12 protein-coding genes are annotated in these 16921 nt (G+C 45.7%); 6 read left to right on the plus strand and 6 right to left on the minus strand.

The features are described from left to right. Window positions 1–32: 32 nt before the first annotated feature. Both alaS and recA read right to left on the minus strand, forming a co-directional pair. Window positions 33–2696, minus strand: coding sequence for an alanine--tRNA ligase (gene alaS, locus ABJ081_12000; GenBank protein MEP6357389.1), 2664 nt, complete (start codon window positions 2694–2696; stop codon window positions 33–35). Between the two features lie 251 nt (window positions 2697–2947). Further along, window positions 2948–4030, minus strand: a complete 1083-nt coding sequence (recA, locus tag ABJ081_12005; protein MEP6357390.1) for a recombinase RecA — start codon at window positions 4028–4030, stop codon at window positions 2948–2950. 420 nt (window positions 4031–4450) lie between these two features. Between recA and ABJ081_12010 the strand changes: the two genes are divergently transcribed. The 3 genes from ABJ081_12010 to ABJ081_12020 all read left to right on the plus strand — a co-directional run bounded on the left by ABJ081_12010 (window position 4451) and on the right by ABJ081_12020 (window position 7000). Continuing rightward, window positions 4451–5458: a radical SAM protein gene (locus tag ABJ081_12010; protein ID MEP6357391.1), complete on the plus strand. Its 1008-nt coding sequence runs from the start codon at window positions 4451–4453 to the stop codon at window positions 5456–5458. A 215-nt stretch (window positions 5459–5673) separates the two neighbouring features. Beyond that, on the plus strand, window positions 5674–5883 hold the full coding sequence (locus ABJ081_12015) for a cold-shock protein (protein MEP6357392.1): 210 nt from the start codon (window positions 5674–5676) through the stop codon (window positions 5881–5883). 76 nt (window positions 5884–5959) lie between these two features. Next, window positions 5960–7000, plus strand: coding sequence for a fatty acid desaturase (locus ABJ081_12020; GenBank protein ID MEP6357393.1), 1041 nt, complete (start codon window positions 5960–5962; stop codon window positions 6998–7000). Window positions 7001–7213: 213 nt separating this feature from the next. Here ABJ081_12020 and ABJ081_12025 read toward each other — a convergent pair whose 3' ends face one another. Beyond that, window positions 7214–9301: a methyl-accepting chemotaxis protein gene (locus ABJ081_12025; GenBank protein ID MEP6357394.1), complete on the minus strand. Its 2088-nt coding sequence runs from the start codon at window positions 9299–9301 to the stop codon at window positions 7214–7216. 350 nt (window positions 9302–9651) lie between these two features. Here ABJ081_12025 and ABJ081_12030 point away from each other — a divergent pair, with 350 nt between their 5' ends. Beyond that, complete coding sequence (locus ABJ081_12030; GenBank protein ID MEP6357395.1) at window positions 9652–10062, plus strand: rhodanese-like domain-containing protein; 411 nt, start codon at window positions 9652–9654, stop codon at window positions 10060–10062. Window positions 10063–10272: 210 nt separating this feature from the next. Here the strand turns inward: ABJ081_12030 and ABJ081_12035 are convergent, their stop codons facing one another. Next, the gene (locus tag ABJ081_12035) at window positions 10273–11037 is read right to left on the minus strand and encodes an ion transporter (protein MEP6357396.1); all 765 of its coding nucleotides are present in this window, start codon (window positions 11035–11037) and stop codon (window positions 10273–10275) included. Window positions 11038–11353: 316 nt separating this feature from the next. Between ABJ081_12035 and ABJ081_12040 the strand changes: the two genes are divergently transcribed. Beyond that, complete coding sequence (locus tag ABJ081_12040; protein ID MEP6357397.1) at window positions 11354–11866, plus strand: hypothetical protein; 513 nt, start codon at window positions 11354–11356, stop codon at window positions 11864–11866. A 3-nt stretch (window positions 11867–11869) separates the two neighbouring features. On the opposite strand, the gene ABJ081_12045 is transcribed toward ABJ081_12040, so the two are convergent. Next, complete coding sequence (locus tag ABJ081_12045; protein ID MEP6357398.1) at window positions 11870–14530, minus strand: response regulator; 2661 nt, start codon at window positions 14528–14530, stop codon at window positions 11870–11872. Between the two features lie 205 nt (window positions 14531–14735). Between ABJ081_12045 and ABJ081_12050 the strand changes: the two genes are divergently transcribed. After that, the gene (locus tag ABJ081_12050; GenBank protein ID MEP6357399.1) at window positions 14736–15272 is read left to right on the plus strand and encodes a peroxiredoxin-like family protein; all 537 of its coding nucleotides are present in this window, start codon (window positions 14736–14738) and stop codon (window positions 15270–15272) included. A 64-nt stretch (window positions 15273–15336) separates the two neighbouring features. Here ABJ081_12050 and ABJ081_12055 read toward each other — a convergent pair whose 3' ends face one another. After that, window positions 15337–16725, minus strand: coding sequence for a hypothetical protein (locus ABJ081_12055; GenBank protein ID MEP6357400.1), 1389 nt, complete (start codon window positions 16723–16725; stop codon window positions 15337–15339). Window positions 16726–16921 lie beyond the last annotated feature (196 nt).

Raw genomic sequence — 16921 nt, forward strand, 5'->3', positions numbered from 1 at the left:
GTATCCGGGCCTTTTTTTGATTAAATGATACCTTAAGAAACAGAACCAAGCATATCTTTAATGCCAGCCAGCGCTTTTTCCGCTTGCTCTGCATCTGGACCGCCAGCTTGCGCCATATCGGGGCGCCCGCCGCCACCTTTGCCACCCAGCGCTGCTGAGCCGACGCGCACAAGATCAACAGCGCTGATTTTATCCGTCAAATCACTGGTCACACCAACAACGATACCAGCTTTGCCATCGTCACTGATGCCAATAAGCGCGACCACACCCGAACCAAGTGATTGCTTTGCATCATCCACGATGCCTTTAAGTTCTTTTGGCGCAATCCCATTTACAATACGGCCAAGATATTGAGTGCCGTTCACATCAACTGGCTTGTCTTCACTTTGCCCGCCGCCAGAAAGTGCAAGTTGCTTTTTGGCTTCATTGAGTTCTTTTTCAAGACGACGACGCTCATCGACCAGTGTTTCAACTCGTCCAGTGACATCGCCCACACCAACTTTCAAAAGTCCAGCCAAAGCCCGCATTTGTTTATCTTGCGCGTCAAAAGCTTGGCGCGCCTTATCTGCTGTTAAAGCTTCAATCCGTCGCACACCTGCCGCACTTGCTGATTCTTGAACCAGTTTAATAAATCCAATATCGCCAGTGCGCTTCACATGCGTGCCACCACATAATTCAAGTGAATAGGTTTCACCCACCTTCTCACCCTCAATTGCGACACCCATTGAAACAACACGCACTTCATCGCCATATTTTTCACCAAAAAGCGCCATAGCGCCGGCTTCAATTGCATCATCCACCGCCATCACACGTGTAGAAACATCAGCATTTTGAAGCACAATCGCATTAGCAATATTTTCAATACGTGTCAGTTCATCGTCGTCAATCGGCTTTGTATGTGAAAAATCAAATCGAAGACGTTCATCAGAAACCAGCGATCCCTTTTGTGCAACATGGGAGCCAAGCACTTCGCGCAAGGCCTCATGGATCAAATGTGTCGCGGAATGATTGGCACGAATAGCGGAGCGGCGCTCACCATCGACATTAAGTTCAATCGCATCATTCACATTAAAGCTGCCCTTTTTGACAACCCCATGATGGACAAACAAACCGTCGGCTTTCTTTTTCGTATCAGTGACCTGAAATGTCGCATCCCCTAAACGGATGGTGCCCTTGTCACCAACCTGACCACCTGATTCACCGTAAAAGGGAGTCTGGTTACAGATAATAGCGCCTTTGTCGCCACTTTGAAGCGTGGTCGTTTCCGCTCCCTCTTTCACAAGTGCCACGATGACAGCCTCAGCTTGTTCCATCTCATAACCAAGAAACTCACTAACACCTACACGCTCACGCAAAGTCAGCCAAATCGTATCATCTGCGGCATCCCCTGAACCCGACCATGAGGCACGGGCCTCGGCTTTTTGTCGCTCCATTGCAGCTTTGAAATCATCAACACCCACCTCAATTTTACGGGGACGTAATGCATCTTGCGTCAGATCAAGTGGAAACCCATAAGTGTCATACAGTTTAAATGCTGTCTCACCATCGAGCACATCGCCTTCTTTGAAGCTCCTCGTTGCATCATCAAGAATACTCAAACCACGATCTAATGTTTTATGGAAACGTTCTTCTTCCAAGCGCAATGTCTCTGTGATTAAGCCTTCGCCACGAACAAGCTCTGGGAATGCCTGTCCCATTTCGGTAATAAGAGTTGGCACAAGGCGACAAATCAGCGGATCTTTAGCACCCAAAAGATGAGCATGACGCATGGCGCGGCGCATAATACGACGCAACACATATCCCCGACCTTCATTCGATGGCAAAACACCATCCGCGATGAGAAAACTGGTCGCACGCAAATGGTCGGCAATGACACGATGGCTTGCGCGGTTATCGCCTTCTGCCTTGACACCGGTTGCATCTACCGAAGCCGCGATCAAAGATTTAAACAGGTCGATTTCATAATTATCATGCTGACCTTGGAGGAGTGCCGCAATGCGCTCCAATCCCATACCTGTATCAATGGACGGCTTTGGCAGATCAATCCGCTCTTCTTTTGAGAGCTGCTCATACTGCATGAAAACAAGATTCCAAATTTCAATAAATCTGTCACCATCTTCATCTGCACTGCCGGGAGGTCCGCCCCAAATATGGTCGCCATGATCATAGAATATTTCTGAGCAAGGCCCACAAGGTCCCGTGTCGCCCATTGACCAAAAATTATCTGATGTTGATATTTTTATAATGCGGTCTTCGGGGAGACCCGCAATTTTTTTCCATAACTCACCAGCTTCCTCATCTTCCGAATAAATGGTCACCAGTAAACGGTCTTTGTTAATTTCAAAATCGCGGGTGATCAAAGTCCATGCATGTTCTATCGCTTGCTCTTTGAAATAATCACCAAATGAAAAGTTACCCAACATTTCAAAAAACGTATGATGTCGAGCCGTATAACCGACATTATCGAGATCATTATGCTTACCACCTGCACGCACGCATTTTTGTGAGGTCACAGCACGCGGATAAGGTGGCTTTTCAAGACCTGTGAAATAGTTTTTAAAAGGCACCATTCCAGCATTGGTAAACATCAATGTTGGGTCATTACGCGGGACAAGCGGACCGGATGTCACAATTTCATGCTCTTCATCACCAAAATAGCTAAGAAAAGCTTTTCTAATATCGTTGACACTGCTCATACATAGGTTCCAATCAACAAGGCGTAGGCATTTTCTATATCACGCATTTTGTATGCCCAATATAGATCGTGATTTCTTCTTAGTGATCGGGGAAAGCCTTGTCCACGTCAAGCCTTGATTCAATCATAAAACCATTCACATAAAACACAAAAGGTGCCCAGAAAACTGAGCACCTTTATAATATTCTATTCAGTCTATCATTTACTCGCTGTCAACCGCGAATATTCATTCGACTTAATCTATCTGCCCATCTATTCATCAGGGCTTGTAACTTCCGGTTCAGGCTCCCCTTCTTCCAGAAGTTTTTCTCCAATAAGGCCTGCGTTTTGTCGGATAGACAGTTCTATTTTATCAGCGATTTCGGGATGGTCCGCGAGGAACTGTTTAGAGTTCTCACGCCCCTGCCCCAACCTCTCGCTATCATAGGAAAACCAAGAGCCTGATTTTTCAACAAGACCGGCCTTCACGCCAAGATCAAGAATTTCTCCAGTCTTAGAAACACCCTGCCCATACATGATGTCAAATTCGACTTGTTTGAAAGGCGGCGCCACTTTATTTTTAACAACTTTGACCCGGGTCTGATTACCCGTCACCTCATCACGCTCTTTGATGGCGCCAATGCGGCGAATATCAAGGCGTACCGAGGAATAGAATTTTAGCGCGTTACCACCCGTAGTGGTTTCTGGGCTACCGAACATCACGCCGATTTTCATACGAATTTGATTGATGAAAATCACCATCGTGCGCGAGCGCGAAATCGATGCTGTCAGTTTCCGCAAAGCCTGACTCATCAAACGAGCCTGAAGACCAGGCAATGAATCACCCATCTCGCCTTCGATCTCCGCACGCGGTGTGAGCGCTGCAACCGAATCGATCACCAGAACATCCACCGCACCAGAGCGTACCAATGTATCGGTAATTTCAAGGGCCTGTTCGCCCGTATCCGGTTGAGAAATCAAAAGTTCATCCAGATTAACACCAAGCTTGCGGGCATAAATGGGATCAAGCGCATGTTCGGCATCGACAAAGGCACAAATACCGCCGGTTTTTTGAGCCTCAGCAACCGTATGAAGCGCAAGCGTGGTTTTACCTGATGATTCAGGACCATATACCTCAACAATACGACCACGCGGCAGGCCACCAATACCAAGCGCAATATCCAACCCGATTGAACCAGTAGACACCGTTTCAATGTCTAGTGCCGTACTGGTCGTACCGAGTTTCATTATCGAGCCTTTACCAAAAGACCGTTCAATCTGACTTAAGGCCGCATCAAGCGCCTTCGTTTTATCCATGCTAGAACCTTCTACCAAACGTAATCCATTTTGAGCCACGATAATCCCCTTTGTTGTCTGCGCAAGTTCAACGCGAATAAAATTTGAGCTATGCCCATCTATCCCTAATGTACCCTATTTGTTCTCATAATGCAAGACCCCTATAACTAATTGAATATAATAAGAAATCAGTAGAGTGTTCTTTTTATATTCTAACTCATTCCATTTAAAGCGCTTCCAGCTAAATCAGCCGTGATAACGAGCAACGCTGAGTTGATATAGGACAAAACAAAACCTGCGCCACTCAAAACACCACAAAACACACCAAAGACGAATCAGGAGTTCTCGTCATAGAGCAAGGAGAGCGAGCCGTGCATATTGCTTCACGTTTTTGCTAGGACTTCATTTGTAGATTGAAAAAAAATCAATTACCTGCGAGATTATCGCCAAATTCAATAATACGTCGCAAGTGAGACTTTAATGGAAAACCTGACGCGCTCTTCGCATGATCTTTCGCGAGACAAAACACAAGCGCCAGACAAGAACGAACCCAAAACCGCCCCAAAATTTAATGACCCGATAACAACCGCCAATGGCGAGGTGCGGGGCTATGTGGATTTGGTGAAGTTAGAGACGCTTTGGATCAACACTGGCACCTTGTGCAATATAGAATGCACCAATTGCTATATCGAATCATCTCCAAAAAACGACCGCCTTGTATATATCACCCACGATGAGGTTATCGCTTATCTTGATGAGATTAAGCATGAGGCCATGGGCACCCGTGAAATTGGCATCACAGGCGGTGAGCCTTTCATGAATCGCGAAATTATAGCCATCATGGAAGAATGCTTGAGCCGTGGCTTTCAGCTGATCGTGCTCACAAATGCCATGCGTCCTATGATGCGCTTCAAGAAAGAATTACTGGCTCTGAATGAACGCTATAACAGTCAACTGACGCTGCGTGTCTCCATCGATCATTATTCCAAAATGTTTCATGAAGAAGAACGCGGGCCCCGCACGTGGCAGCCCATGCTTGAGGGCCTAAAATGGCTTTCTGATCACGCCTTCACCCTCGACATTGCCGGACGCACCCGCTGGGGCGAGAATGAAGGAAAACTGCGCGAAGGCTATGCCAAGTTTTTTGTTGAAAACAACATTGCTGTAGATGCCTCGAGCCATAAACAACTGGTTCTTTTCCCCGAGATGGCGCCAGAGACCAGCGTGCCTGAAATCACCAACGAGTGCTGGGATATTTTGAGCGTTAATCCCAATGATATGATGTGCGCCTCTTCGCGCATGGTGGTGAAGCGTAAAGGCGCAGAAAAACCGGCAGTCATAGCCTGTACTCTGCTGCCTTATGAGGATGAATTCGAATTTGATTCAACACTGGCTGAGAGCGCAAAGCGGGTTCAGCTCAATCATCCCTTTTGCTCAAAATTCTGCGTTTTAGGTGGCGGAGCCTGTAGCGTCAAAAATGACGACTAGATGAATAAGTAAAACCAGCCAACATTAATTTTTTTTAGTTCTGCGTAATCGAGCTTGAAATTAACGCATTTGATCGGTAAGGGTAACCCATCGATATTTGCCGATCACTGCCTAAGTAGCACCGTTACCGACGGAAAGCGCCCTTATCAGTTTTTTTCAAAATCGACATTTTAAAAAAAACGCCGTGAAACTCGCGGCATATGAAGGACGTTTTTATGATTAAAGGTACAGTGAAATTCTATAACGATCAAAAAGGTTTTGGTTTTATCCAACCTGAAGATGGTTCAAAGGACGTATTCGTCCATGCAACTGCTCTAGAGCGTTCTGGAATGTCACCATTGAGCGAAGGCCAAGTTGTTCTTTTTGACACAGCCATCGATCAGCGCAGCGGCAAGACTTCTGTGGACAAAATTGAAGCTGCATAGCAGTTTTACAAGATGACGTTCAATCTAGCTTTTGAGCGACGATATAGTTTCCTCGCAAAATCAAAAGTGTAAAAAATTGAACGTCATTACAGACATTAGCGCCGAATCAAGTACCTCTACGCCAAACGAGCCAACGGCACGTGACTGGGCTAAGTTGCTAGCGCCTTATGGCGCACCTAATGATAAAAGAGCGCTAATTGAAATATTTATTACAGTGTTGCCGTTTTTCGGTTTTTGGGCCGCAACAGCCTATGCACTGCACTTAGGCTATTGGGCAGGTCTTTTACTGATCATACCAACAGCCGGTTTTCTCCTCCGCCTCTTCCTGATCCAGCATGACTGTGGTCACGGCGCGTTCTTCAACAGCAGAACGGCAAATGATTGGACGGGACGCTTAATCGGTGTTCTCACCTTTACACCCTATTTCTTCTGGAAATACGCTCACAACATACACCACGCTGGCGCTGGCAATTTAGCACGCCGTGGCTTTGGTGACATCAGCACGCTGACAGTCAACGAATACAATGCCTCCACGCCGTGGAAAAAGTTTTGCTACCGCATGTACCGAAACCCCTATGTGATGTTTGGCATTGGACCGTGGTTCATCTTTTTGTTTGATCAAAGATTGCCGCTCGGCCAAACCCGCAACGGCCTTCGTCCTTGGGTTAGCACCATGGGCACCAATCTATCACTTGCTCTTTTGTTTGCGGGGCTCATCTGGCTTGTGGGCTGGAAAATCTTTCTGATGATCCATATTCCCATCGCGGTCATAGCTCCCACGATCGGCATATGGCTGTTCTTCGTTCAACACCAGTTTGAAGATATGAGCTGGGACCATGACGACGAATGGAACTGGCATGAGGCGGCGCTTTACGGCAGCTCGCATTATGACATTCCCCAGCCGTTCCGCTGGTTCACAGCCAATATCGGCCTACACCACATCCACCACCTCTCCAGCCGCATACCTTATTACCAGCTGCCAAAGGTCATGAAAGACTACCCGGCCCTGCGCGACGTAAACCGCCTCACATTTTTTGAAAGCTTCAAATGCATCCCGCTCGCCTTATGGGACGAAGAAGCCCGCGAGCTGAAAAGTTTTAAAGCTGCTGGCGTTTAAGATGTTTGGAATGCTTTTTTGGTGCGCAAGAAGATATTTGCCACGGTGCTATTTGAAAGCTCACTAAAAAGTAGGCGGACTATTGGTTCAGCACAACTTGTTACCCAGCAACTTTCAGATAATAGTCATTCACCTCTAAAGGCTACATCCCTGTGACGATAAGATATTATATCGTCACAGGACTTATTCAATTCTCGATAAATGGACCGAGCATCAGGCCGCAGCGACTTCCTTGAGGAAGTTACCTACTATTTTGTTCAAATATTGGGCCTCTTCATCAACCTTAATGGCTGCAGAGGTTACTTGAGTGGCTGAATCCGTGATGTTGTCTACCGCTGTGTTCACACCTTCGATATTCTTAACGACCTGGCTTGTACCATCGGTTGCTTGACTAACGTTCTGGCTAATTTCTCCAGTAGCAAGACCTTGTTGTCCTACAGAAGACGAAATCGATCCGATACTCTCATTAACATCGTCCATCTTCTTTGAAATCGCATTGATCGCACCAACAGTATCATTCGTTGACCCTTGAATGGTGCTTATCTGCTGTGAAATTTCTTCTGTGGCTTTTGCCGTTTGGCTTGCAAGTGCCTTAACTTCTGAGGCAACCACGGCGAAACCTTTACCAGCATCCCCGGCACGCGCAGCCTCAATTGTTGCATTCAATGCCAGAAGATTGGTTTGTTCTGCAATATCGGAAATGAGCGATACGACATCTCCTATTTTTACAGCAGCATCTGCAAGACCCGCCACCTTTGAATTGGCATCTTGCGAAGTGCTTGTCGCATTACTAACCATCTCTTCAGTTTCAACAACCTGTTGGGAAATTTCACTGATTGAAACAGAAAGTTCCTCAGCTGCAGCAGAAACAGTCTGAACATTAGAAAGGGCATTGGAAGATGCTTCAACTGAATTAGATGCCCGCTCACCTGTGGCTACGGCCGTCTCCGTTAATGCCTTTGCGGTTGACGTCATCGTCTCCGCATTAGCGGTAACAGCAGAAAGGCTTTTATCGACAGCCGTGCGAAATTCAACAATTAGATTATCGACAGCTTGTTGCCGTTTTTCCCGGGCTACATCATCTCCGGATGCCTTCTCTTCAAGGCGGGCTCGGTCAATCGCATGATCTTTGAAAATCTGAACAGCGCTCGCCATCTCACCGATCTCATTATTCTGACTAAACTTGGAGACGTCTGCTCCATCATCACCATTAGCAAGCGAGGTCATCGCTTTGGTAATCCCGTTGACGGGATGCAAAATTCTTTGAAAAAGAACCACATAAACAAGGGCGACAAGCAAAAGCGAAGATACGAGTGCAATGATCTGGACCAGATTGGTAATCATTGTCGTTACTGCTAGATCCTTCGACAGCAATGCACCATCAGCCGCCATTTCGCGTCCAGCTAAGTTCACTAAAGTTGCTAGACCTTTGATGGCTGGTCCATCGCTCACTTTTACCTGTTTATCTATCTGCTCGGGTGTTTGGCCAGAACTGGCGAGCTTTGTCGCCTTTACTAAACCTGCTTTGTAGGTCTCAATAACACCTGTGATATCTGCGAGAGCCTGTTTCTCCTGGTCGTTGATTTTCAAAGCGCGATATTTCTCAATCACGACGAGGACATTACTCATCGTCTTTTGCACTTTTTCAATGCGAGGTGCATCCTGCCTTATGACATAGTTTTTGAACTGATGAATCATACCGCCGTAACCAAATCCAGCGCGCATGCTTCCGACCAGTTCTGTCTTAGTATTGCCTTCACCACCGGCGTGCGCACTTTGAACTACTTTATTCAGCACTGCCAATCCATCAAGCGCTGCTTTATCAGAGACTTTGACTGTTTGATCTATTTCTCGTGCGGTCTTGCCTTCTGCTGCCAGACTGCTTACGGCCAATATTTTCTGGCTATAATCAGCAACAGTGTTGCGAAGTGCATCGAGTGCTGCCGCTTCTTCAGCGCTTGGGTCTGTATTTCCATATTGATCGAGTGCCGCCATAGCAGCCCCCGCAGAGACCTGAAACTTTGCAATTCGTGGTGTGTCTTTACGAAGAACATAATTTTTGAAGTGGTGGATCATACCACCATAACCAAGATGCTGGACAATAGAGTTAAGGGCCTGTGATTTTGGAGAAGTATCAGTTTTGTATTTGTTCCAGACATGCTGGGCTTCGCGGATATTAAATGAGTTCACAACGGAACTACCAACGAAAATCACACCTGTAACCAACACAAGACTGATGACTAAAAGTGCGAGTGTGCGAATTTTTAAATTTTCAAATAAACTGCTCTTAGATGACTTCATAATAATTACCCTAATTTAAACTAAATATATGCCTGTGTAACGATGCAATAATCGATACATTTCTAAAAATTCCCTGCGAGATACTCACAAGATTAAAGTAAGTTCGTTAACAGCATGACTCTAGCTGGCCATAAATCATCGAAGATTAGTCACTAAGTGCACGACAGTAAGCAGACAAGAGGTAAGGCATCGCAAAGACCCCATCCCTTTGAATTCCCAGCGATTTTGGAGTAAGCTACCAACTCTCCATTTTTGATAATCAGGAACAAAGCTAGTGGAGCATTGATATGCCCAAGAAACGCGTTACTCCGCTGGATGGACAATGGATGAAAGATGTTTAAGGAAAGTCCATGAAGTTATTATTGAATCTACTCACGATTTTTATCATATCTACAAGCTCCATAAGCAGTGTTTTTGCCGCTGAATTCATGTCCGTCACAAAGGCTAATCAGCAATCAAAATCGGGCAACCTTCTTCTTGTCGATATCCGTCGACCGTCTGAATGGAAGCAAACAGGTGTTGCGAAAAACGCAGCAAAAATCTCTATGCATCAAAAAGGCTTTCTTGATCATATCGCACGACATACAAAGGGTAACAAAACGGCTCCCGTGGCACTCATTTGTGCGCATGGAATTCGTTCAACTCACATGATCCGCATTCTGGAAAAAAATGGCTATTCAAACGTCTATAATGTGAAAGAGGGTATGCTGGGATCGAAAGAGGGCCCCGGTTGGATCGCCAAAGGCTTGCCGCTTCAATAGGTGACTGAAACAAGAAACTCAGATGCATCCCACTGGCTTTGTGAGTTGAGCAACCCCGCGAGCGGAAGAGTTTTATGGTTTTTCGGCGTTTTTTATTAGGGGTGGGCGCCATTTATTACCCTGCAATCTGTGTTATCTAATGTTACGGAAAGCGGCCATTCAGATAGTGACTTCGTAAGTGTAAATAGATAACAAAGCCATGAATAGTAATCATGGTTTGCGTAGTTTCTGAAACGCGTCAGAAAATGCTGCTGCTAAAATTCCTGTTGGCATTGCAACGATAGCAATAGAGGTAAGAGTGGCAATACCAGCAAATACCTTGCCCGCAGCTGTAATCGGATAGGTGTCCCCATAACCAACTGTGGTCAAAGTTGCTAATGCCCACCACATCGATCTCGGAATAGAACCAAAAGCATCGGGTTGAGCTTGTCCCTCGATAATAAATAAGGCTGTCGCGGTAACAAGCATCACTGTAAGTGTCAGCATAAAACTTAACATTAATTCAGTTGATCGATCGACAACAGCGACTAAGAGCAACCGTAAGGCGACCCCCGCTTTGCTGTTTCTAGATAACGTCAAAACGCGTAATGCCCGAGCCATTCTACAGATCAAGCCATAAACACCAGGTATCCCGAAGAGTAAATCGATCCATATTGATATAGTTGCTACGAGATCCAGCACACTGGCGAAAGTACCCGCATAACGTAACCGCCCTTTGAAACCGCTATATTCATGCGCTTCACCCATCGCCCATAGACGCACGATATATTCGATAGAACAAAAAACCCCAAAAACCCAATTTAAACTAATAAAAACTGATGGATAAGCCGAAAAAATTTCTGGCTCTGACTGTAATATCACAACGATAATACTCACTAAAACAGCAATAAGTATGCCCACATTGAGTGGTGACATTCCTTCTTCAGTCCAAACTTTTGGATCTAACTGCATGTAAATGCGGCGTCGTAATTTCATTTTTCTAAATTTCCTTATCTCGCACTCATATAAAGAATAAATAGCTAATTAGACTAGTTCAATTTATCAACTGATCCACAATAGTGAAGAAGCATAATTTAAAGATGGGATAGCGAGGTACACTGTGAACGGTAAATTCAATCTCTAAACAGATTGCACGAGTAGGAGAGCACGACCGAAAATTAGCAGCAAAAGAACAAGCCGCACAATTCTTTGTAACTGGTTTGAATAAAATGTTAAATACGAAAACTGAACATCAAGAAGACACACCTATTCTATCCATCCAATTTATGAGAGCAAATTATCAAGGATTAAAATGAGCAAGAAGCGTAAATCGCAAAAGCCTAATAATAAACGAGGAAAAAAGAGTGCTGCTCCGCTGGATGCGACGCAAGCGCGGGATTTAAAAAAGCGTAAGACCCTAAAGACACTTAGAAACACCGTGATAGGCGTCCTCCTCTTGGGGGGAGCAGGTGCTTATATGTATCGCTCAGTTCTCGCATCACGCCTAGAGCAGGATCTCACAGAACTTGGAAACGGAACGCCGATGGTGGTGCAAATTCATGATCCCGGTTGCTCGCTTTGTACGGCGCTTCAAAAAGAAGTGCGCCAAGCGCTAAAAGCGGTGGATGACAGCGCCCTTAATTATCGCGTTGCTAATATACGCACACAAGAAGGTCGCCGTTTTGCTTCCCGCTACGGTGTGCCGCATGTCACTTTGCTCTTGTTCGATGGTCGTGGGAACTTAAAACAAACGCTACGCGGCCCTCGCCAGAATGAAGAGTTGGAAATCACATTCAACGTTCTCATCGATATCAATGATAGTTGAGAATTACTCCCCATCTTGCTCTGCGTCCATCCCCATCACCTCTTTCACCTTTGTGCTCAGCTGTTTAAGTGAGAAAGGTTTAGGCAGGAAGGCAAATTTAACGCCCTCGGTCAGATGCTTTTCAAAAGCCTCTTCCGCATAGCCCGAGACGAAAATGAATTTCAGGTTCGGATAGTCTTTGCGTAGCTCGCCCAGAAGCGTTGGGCCATCCATTTCAGGCATCACAACATCAGACACCACCAAGTCAATCTCATGGCCGACCTCTTTCATCTTCTCAAGCGCATCAATGCCGCTGGATGCCTCATGGACAGTGTAGCCTCTGGCCTGTAGCGCACGAGAAGAAAACGCACGCACTGCCTCTTCATCTTCCACAAGTAGAATGTTGCCCTCACCTGACAGATCAACCGGCTTCTCAAGGGTTTTAGTTTTGGCTTCTTCGCCCTCAATAACAATATGGCGCGGCAGCAGGATATTGAACGTGGTTCCTATGCCCACTTCGCTGACCGGATAAATATAACCACCCGTCTGTTTGATAATGCCATAGACCGTCGCAAGCCCAAGTCCGGTACCCTCACCCACATCTTTGGTCGAGAAGAACGGCTCAAAAATTTTCTCCATGGTTTCTGGTGACATGCCGGTACCGTTGTCAGCAACTTTAATCAAAACATATTCAGCCGGTACAAGGCCTTTCATCGATTCCGTATCGCATTGGTCGCTGGCGAGATTAGAGGTCTCGATCGTGAGCTTACCGCCCTTCGACATAGCATCACGCGCATTGACCGTAAGATTCATGATCACCTGCTCAAGCTGGTTCACATCCGCCTTCACCGGCCATAAGTCACGACTATGAGTAACCTCGAGCTTGACCTTATCTTCCAGCAGACGTTCAAGCAGATTAACGCTGTCTTCGATCACATCGCGAAGGTCAATGATCGTCGGTCGCAAGGTTTGACGCCGTGAAAAGGCTAGCAGTTGTCGAACAAGGCCAGCAGCCTTGCTCGCGCTATTCTTGATGTTCATAATATCTTGGAAGGAAGGATCCGTCTGACTATGCTTTTGCAGAAGTAAATCAGAAAATCCGAGTATCGCCGTCAGCATATTATTGAAATCATGCGCAATGCCGCCTGCAAGCTGCCCGATCCCCTGCATTTTTTGACTTTGGGCAAACTGCAATTCAAGAACGCGCTGCTGGGTGGTATCGATAGCATAAAGCACTGCTATCTCCTGCTCCGCACCTTCGCCATCCTCGCTCTCAGTGTCTGATGACTCAACAGTGCTAATAAACAATCTAGCGCATGATTCAAGTTCACCCTTAAGGGCAACATCAACGGGCAAAATTTCGCTTTGCCCATCGCGCGCAGCTTTGATGCCTTGAAGCAATTTTTCACGGTCATTGTCTGAGATCAAATCAAACAGAGCAATATCACACGTATCCGTTTTACCTGTTTTAAACAAACTCACGAAGGATGCGTTAGCGCGAGCCAGCTCACCCTTATCATTAAGGGTTGCGATCGCAATCGGTGCCGAATTGAAGAAACGAGAGAATTGAGCATTGCTATCCATGGCGTCGACATCATCAGCATCACCACCTGAACGGTTGAGAACAACCGTACGTGTGGGGCCAGGAACACCGTTGTCCATAAAGGGTGTCAAATGCAACAATCGAACAGGCAAGCTTTGTCCATTGTCCTTTACAAAATCAATATCAATGACCTCAGTGTGTGTCGTACCGGCCTCACCCTTGGTTGTGTTGAGTAGTGCCGCGCCATCGCCGCGCACAACCTCATAAAGATGTATACGACCCACCTCAAACTCGGTCAGATCAAGACCCAACCAACCTGCCAGAGTTGCATTGATATAGGAAATCTTGCCGTCCGCCTCAGCTGAGAAAAACCCAACCGGTGCATGATCAAGATAGTTGATGACATTTTGAAGTTCTTGAAAAGCAAATTCCTGTTCAGTGCGTTCCCGCGTAATGTCAGCAACGCGCCAAAGTGTTGTTTGTTGTTCTTCGTTCTTATCAGCAACTGGATATGTAGAAAGTCGATACCAAAACGGACCGTTTGGCTTATCACCCTTAATTCCAAGAGGCTTTTCAAGTCTAATTTCTTCGCTCAAAACGCGACGTTCGGCTGCGGCAACAGACAATCGAAACAAAGGTTCGTTCAAGCCTTCTTCAACACCGAACACGCGTTCAACCGAACGGATATCATGGGCGCTCACCGCTCCAATTAGCTTGGCGTAGGTCGCATCAGCAAATAAAATGCGACCGTCACGCCCGCTCAGCACATGCGCATCATCAAGCGCTTCCAGGGCGTTATAATCTACCGGAGAACTATTCCCACCAGTCCCAAAGCTCAAAAGACCAACAGCTGCTGCAAAAAGTGTAAAAATCCCAACAACAGCAAGCGCACCCAATAAAAACAAAAGAAACGGTTCAGCTGCCTCTTCACCAAGATAAAGAAATGTGCCGATAAGGCCGGCGACAATCAAGCCAATCAAAACCAGCAAACCGACACCATAACGCGCGAACTTACCTGGGGCAGATGTTTGCCCTTGATTGAAAATATACCCTGTCTCAGAAACCGACTGGCGGGCCACACTGCCTAGATCACGCGATGCGCGCTTATCAGCATTTTTTTTACTATCATCAGCTGAGCTCACAACAGCCCGTCCTTCGCGTTATAATTAGGATAATGAGCATCTGCTCGAATCAAAATTCACTATGCGCAACTTATCGATTAAAAATACTTAAGTCGCGTTAAATTACAGAGCCACTATGTTAAAAATCAACTGATCCAATAATTCTCACTACCAAAAAATAGAATTATGCTTTTGATACTCCTCCCAACAACGTTAGAAAGTTATCATGTTAATTCCTCGTCAAAAAACCCCTGACCTAAAACTGCAAACGCTCGACCACGGTGCATTTGATCTTACAACAGACAGCCAGGAGCGTGGCACCATTGTATGTTTTTACCGCGGACTACATTGCCCGATCTGCGCTAACTATCTAACGGAACTTGAAAAACGTGTTGCTGATTTTGCTGAACGCGGTGTTTCATGCATTGCCGTCAGTTCAGATGGGGAAGAACGCACCCGCGCCATGGCTGACAAGATAGAGGCAAAAGCTCTGCGGTTTGGATATGATCTTAGCCTTTCAAAAGCAAAAGAATGGGGCCTTTATATTTCGACATCACGCGGCAAAACCTCCATCGGCATTGACGAACCGGCCCTCTTCTCCGAGCCTGGCTTGTTTATGGTCACCGCACAACAAACGCTTTATTACGGCTCAACACAAACTATGCCGTTTGTGCGTCCTCACTTCTCTGAACTTGTTGGTGCGCTTGATTTTGCGATCCCAAACAATTATCCCGCACGCGGCGAATATACAGGCGACGTTTAAAATAAACACAAAAAGACCGTACCGATGATTTTATCGGTACGGTCTTTTCTGTTCTATTCGGTGTTTATTGTGTCAGGCGCGGACTCACGCTCTGCTCAACAATAGACGTAAAGGCATTTCTTAAATCATTCAGACTACCCGCTGTTTGAAAATGACTGACCAGATCACCAGGCGCATCATCAGAAGCACAATCTTGCAGTAAAATATTAGCAGGCGTATCTGGGTTGTTAGCCTCAACTTGACGGCCTAGAGAAATCGCATAAATCTCAATTCCACGTTGAGCCGATTTTCCTAAATCACAAAATGCACGGGTCGCAGCCTCCGACTGAATCCGGCCTTGAGAAGGATTTCTTGCAGGGTTATCCAAATATTGCGTATTGAATTCACCATCCGTCATCACAACCAAAACCTTGCGAACATTTGGTGTGTTGTAATCGGCTGGACTAGAATCAGCATCTACACTAGACCAAAATCCCTGCCAATTTTCTGACAAAAGATTAAGCCCCCACTCAACACCTATATGACCAGAGGTAAAGCCGCTCGGATTAAAACTATTGATATCATCGATCAAAGCCTGACGATCATTTGTCAAAGGACGGACCGCAGTATCGGGACAAGAATCTTCACTAGTGTCAACTAAGTCACCATCATTATTGAGAAATTGGGTAACGTCAGTCGTGCGAATGCGCACATCCGTCTCATAATATGTTTCGCGGACAGATTGCTGATTAAAAGTTTGCTGACTTTGTACATTCAAAATAGGCTGAACATCTTCACGTTGATTAGAGCCTTCACGCTCTGTCACACACGTATGAATAGAATCGCTAAAACTATCACTAAACGGGCTGACCGCTGCTTCATAAAAACTACCCAAATTAACCGATGTAGCATAAGGAACAATACCGACACGCACTAGATCATCATTCACGCCTGATGCCGGTAATACCAGATCAATCGTATCAAGCATCGCCGTCCTTAAAGCACTGATCCGCTCATTATTGTTGGCGCTACCATTGATGCTTCTGCTCATAGAACCTGTATTATCCAGAACAAAGACAAATTCGGTTATTTCTTCTTCAAAACCTGCTGTCGATGAAACCGTTGTGCTTAGTTGGTCAAAACCAAAAATGCCTGCGAAATACGTTGGAACCACGAGATCAGCAGTTGCAACGACCTCACGAGTGCCAGGTGCTTGCACCACGCGCAAGCTGCCAGTTACAGCGCTAACATCAATCAAACCAGAATCTTGAACATTAATTGCAAATATTTGTTGTGCTTGTTCTTCAGCACCATTCGAACCTGAAAAGCTTCCGCCTTCATCAAGCTCAATAGCCGCTGCAATACTTGCAGAATCAATGGCGCTTCTTACCACACGCTGAGCCGTCAAAAAGTTGGTATAATCTACCGCTGATCCAACAGCGAAAACCGTAACAGCACCAACGATAGCTGTCATAATTGCAAAGCTGCCTTTTAGGTCACTTTTAAATTTTTTAAAATTTGTATTCACTAATTTCCGCATCTTAGCCTCACGATAAATTGGAACACCACCATCCATGAGTATTTATACGAAATTAATATATCTTAATGCAATTGAAAGTACTTTTCACAGTAAATACAGAAGGTTAAAATGAAATACTCATTGAAATATA

It is taken from the genome of Hyphomicrobiales bacterium (assembly GCA_039989895.1).
In the GTDB taxonomy this organism is placed as follows: domain Bacteria; phylum Pseudomonadota; class Alphaproteobacteria; order Rhizobiales; family JACESI01; genus JACESI01.

What these genes read in the sequence shown, in the direction of transcription:
- ABJ081_12010 (MEP6357391.1), top strand. Translation starts at nt 4,451, where the DNA reads ATGGAAAACCTGACGCGCTCTTCGCATGATCTTTCGCGAGACAAAACA.
- ABJ081_12025 (MEP6357394.1), bottom strand. Translation starts at nt 9,301, where the DNA reads ATGAAGTCATCTAAGAGCAGTTTATTTGAAAATTTAAAAATTCGCACA.
- ABJ081_12050 (MEP6357399.1), top strand. Translation starts at nt 14,736, where the DNA reads ATGTTAATTCCTCGTCAAAAAACCCCTGACCTAAAACTGCAAACGCTC.
- ABJ081_12055 (MEP6357400.1), bottom strand. Translation starts at nt 16,725, where the DNA reads ATGACAGCTATCGTTGGTGCTGTTACGGTTTTCGCTGTTGGATCAGCG.
- ABJ081_12015 (MEP6357392.1), top strand. Translation starts at nt 5,674, where the DNA reads ATGATTAAAGGTACAGTGAAATTCTATAACGATCAAAAAGGTTTTGGT.
- ABJ081_12035 (MEP6357396.1), bottom strand. Translation starts at nt 11,037, where the DNA reads ATGAAATTACGACGCCGCATTTACATGCAGTTAGATCCAAAAGTTTGG.
- ABJ081_12040 (MEP6357397.1), top strand. Translation starts at nt 11,354, where the DNA reads ATGAGCAAGAAGCGTAAATCGCAAAAGCCTAATAATAAACGAGGAAAA.
- ABJ081_12030 (MEP6357395.1), top strand. Translation starts at nt 9,652, where the DNA reads ATGAAGTTATTATTGAATCTACTCACGATTTTTATCATATCTACAAGC.
- alaS (MEP6357389.1), bottom strand. Translation starts at nt 2,696, where the DNA reads ATGAGCAGTGTCAACGATATTAGAAAAGCTTTTCTTAGCTATTTTGGT.